The organism is Escherichia sp. AM3, from assembly GCF_032029835.1.
In the GTDB taxonomy this organism is placed as follows: Bacteria; Pseudomonadota; Gammaproteobacteria; order Enterobacterales; family Enterobacteriaceae; genus Escherichia; species Escherichia coli.
This window is the reverse complement of the sequence record NZ_JAVUPQ010001085.1, coordinates 1-259: the sequence shown is the minus strand read 5'-3', so window position 1 is coordinate 259 and position 259 is coordinate 1. Positions and strand designations below refer to the sequence as shown.

Sequence of the window (259 nt, the reverse complement as noted above, 5' to 3'; positions counted from 1 at the left end):
GGCTGAGTGTATCCCACACCTGCTTTCTGGTCGTGACGTGCTGGGCATGGCCCAGACTGGTAGCGGTAAAACCGCAGCATTCTCGCTGCCGCTGCTGAACAACATTGATCCGGACCTGCGCGCGCCGCAGATCCTCGTCCTGGCTCCAACCCGTGAACTGGCTGTTCAGGTTGCTGAAGCTATGACGGAATTCTCTAAACATATGCGCGGCGTAAACGTGGTAGCCCTGTACGGCGGCCAGCGTTATGACGTGCAGTTA

The 259-nt window shown here is 57.9% G+C and carries 1 protein-coding gene; it reads left to right on the top strand.

Going from position 1 to position 259, the window contains the following annotated elements:
- The coding region (locus tag RTW80_RS29815) for a DEAD/DEAH box helicase (protein WP_312721756.1) at window positions 1–259 on the top strand (259 nt) is incomplete at both ends.